The following is a 2,990-nucleotide window of genomic DNA, read 5'->3' on the forward strand; positions in this document are numbered from 1 at the left end:
GTAGACTATATCCAGCCAGGTAACCCACAACAAAATGCTTACATTGAACGATTTAACCGCACTATGAGATTCGGATTAGTGAGCAAATATTTATTTGATAGCCTTGAGGAAGTTCAAGCGCGGACAACACAATGGCTTTGGTTTTACAATCATGAACGGCCACACACAGCGAATGGAGGTCACCCACCACTTAGAGTTGCAGCTTAAATTCTACAAAAAGGTGCTGCTATAAATGGGAGGACTACCGCAGTGTTCTAAATGATTTAATACACTAGGAGTCATATACATCAGCATGTGTATAAAAAAGTTAACGTTTGCAATGAACCATTACACAAGCAAATAGCCCTAATTAAAATTGAGATATCTTGTAACCAGACAAAACAAGTCGTTACTTTACGTATTTAAGAGCAGTGGACAAAATGGAAGACAACCTCGGTACTATTGGCAAAGCACTAACTGAAATGGCTAGAGGGGAGTTAACTGATCTATCATCTCTCTTGGCAACAGCATGTACACATGACTTAAATGAAAACAAGATTGATTGTTATTATTTAAAAGTCGATCCCAATGGCAGACCTCGATTAAACGAGCTCATTAAGTACATGTGCATGAAAATCACAGACTATACGATCCCTAGAAGTCGAATAAACAAAGCCAAGAAAAAATTTATCGATACTGGGTGCGCCGACGACATAACCAAGGTCGCTCTTGATGCAAGGAAACTTTTTACCAAGCTCGAATTGACGGGAGAAGGCGGGGAGTTACTTTTATTCGCATTAACTGAAAGTATTCTTAAATTCCCACAAGTTCTGTGCAAAATGAGCCTGAAATCAGATGAACAGATGCACTTTCATGGCGCAGATGGAGTCTTCCTAGGAGTTGATGACGAGGACATGTTATGTGTCTATTGGGGTGAATCAAAGCTACATGCAACTCATTCATCTGCAATATCTGAGTGCGTTACAAGTATCGCTAGTATTCTGAAAATGGAGCCTGATGTTGATAGTGATATTCGCCTCATAGACTATATCGACCTCGATAATAGCTCATTAGAAGGAGCCATTAAAAACTACTTTGATTTCACTTCACCACGTTACGACCAGCTACGTTCATGCGCCGTTTGTTTAGTGTCATTTGATCATTCCTCGTATGAGAAATCAGACACAAAACTTACAAACAAAAACATTCGCGATAAAATTGAAAGTGACTTCCTTAAATATTGGAAGAAAAATATTGAATCCAAATTAAAAGAACACGATATAGAGAACACAAAAATTATTTTTTTCTACCTTCCTATAAATTCAGTTGACAGTTTTAGAGACACATTTAGAACGGAGTTAGGGCTAAAATAATGAACAAGAACATAATAGCATCAATCGTCAACTCGGATTCATTCAAATCTCAATACCGTTCATTGCTCACGAACAACATTAGAACCCAATTTTCAGTTCTTCACTATGAAGTTCAAGAGGATTTTTTTGACATAAAGTATTTATTAAAATGTGCAGACATTATTTCTATTTCTGAAAAACAAGAAGAACTAGATAAATCTTTAAGGATTTGCCAAGCTGTAATTAGTTCTAATGAGTTTAGTGCATTATTGAAAGAAAAGTCAGAATATATATTAAAAAAGAACGGAAATTACCCTTTAATTGAATTAGCAAAAAACAAAAAAACTATTAAAGATTTAGAAACAATCAACAAGAATAGCATTGGTGAATTACTGCTAACTAGGAAAATGGAAAATTGCTTTTCAATATCATTAGGTAATAAATCATCTTTTAAAGCTAATAATTTTCAATTGAGCTTTTGGGAGAAGGCTAAAGATAATGACGTACTCTCTGTTTCTGCACCAACAGCAGCAGGAAAATCTTTTATTTTTTGCCAATACATCTTAGACACATTGATTAATAAGAACATTGAAAATATCTTATACTTAGTACCAACAAGGGCTTTGGTTACTCAGGTTAGTGAGGATATTGAAGAAACTCTAGCCAACCATAATTTAGACTTTAGCATCATAACTCTACCAAATAAAGATTTCATTGAAGACTCTAGCATTAAAATTTTTGTACTTACTCAAGAAAGACTACACTTTCTTTTAAATGATAGTAATTACAACTTCGATTATGTATTTATTGATGAAGCTCATAAAATGTCTGACTCTTATAGAGGAATTCTTCTACAGCACGCTATTATGAGAGCTTCCAGTGACAACACCAAAATAATTTATGCTAGCCCATTTTCAAAAAACCCTGAAAAGCTACTAAGTTTACATACTAGTAAATATAAAGATTCTGTTTATACTCCAGTAGCAACTGTAAACCAAAATTTATTTTGGGTGTCTCAGATTCCACGAGTTCCAAAGAAATGGGATATTGAGTATGTATCAGATACAAATATTAAAATAGGCGAACTTAACTTAGCAAGTACCCCTAACAGTCAAATAAAGAGATTGTCATTCGTAGCCTACAGTATCGGTAAGCATTTTTCAGGCAACCTTGTTTATGTAAACATCCCAAGTGATGCAGAAAAAACATGTGGAATTATCGTCGATCTAATGAAGTCAGATGGTATAGAGCCAAAGTCTTCACCTGACCTTGACGACTTAATCGAACTATGTAAAAAGACAATCCACAAAGATTTCTTATTAAGTGAATATCTAAAGTATGGCGTCGCTTTCCATTATGGAAACATTCCTCAAGTCATAAGGAATAAAATTGAAAGCTTATTTAAATCTGGAGAAATATCTTTTCTTGCATGTACTTCAACTCTAGTAGAAGGTGTAAATCTTTCATGCAAAAATATATTTGTTCGAGGGCCTAAAAAGGGCAGAAGTGCTGACAAACCAATGACCAGTGAAGATTTCTGGAATCTAGCGGGTAGAGCTGGTCGATGGGGGCAAGAATTTCAAGGAAATATTTTTTGCTTAGATGTAAATGATTCCAAATTATGGCCGAACGGAAAGCCAGAGAAAAGGACACCTTATA

Annotated in this window: 3 protein-coding genes; all 3 read left to right on the plus strand. The window is 35.1% G+C overall.

All coding sequences use genetic code 11. The features are described 5' to 3' along the window. The coding region (locus tag ACK8OT_RS19140) for an integrase core domain-containing protein (protein WP_410198110.1) at positions 1–207 on the plus strand (207 nt) is incomplete at its 5' end. Between the two features lie 212 nt (positions 208–419). Beyond that, positions 420–1,352, plus strand: a complete 933-nt coding sequence (locus tag ACK8OT_RS19145; protein WP_410198111.1) for a HamA C-terminal domain-containing protein — start codon at positions 420–422, stop codon at positions 1,350–1,352. Continuing rightward, the coding region (locus tag ACK8OT_RS19150) for a DEAD/DEAH box helicase (RefSeq protein WP_410198112.1) at positions 1,352–2,990 on the plus strand (1,639 nt) is incomplete at its 3' end. The genes ACK8OT_RS19145 and ACK8OT_RS19150, both read left to right, overlap by 1 nt.

The sequence above is a fragment of the Motilimonas thetidivivens genome (assembly GCF_046452435.1).
Taxonomy (GTDB): domain Bacteria; phylum Pseudomonadota; class Gammaproteobacteria; order Enterobacterales; family CBDFNC01; genus Motilimonas.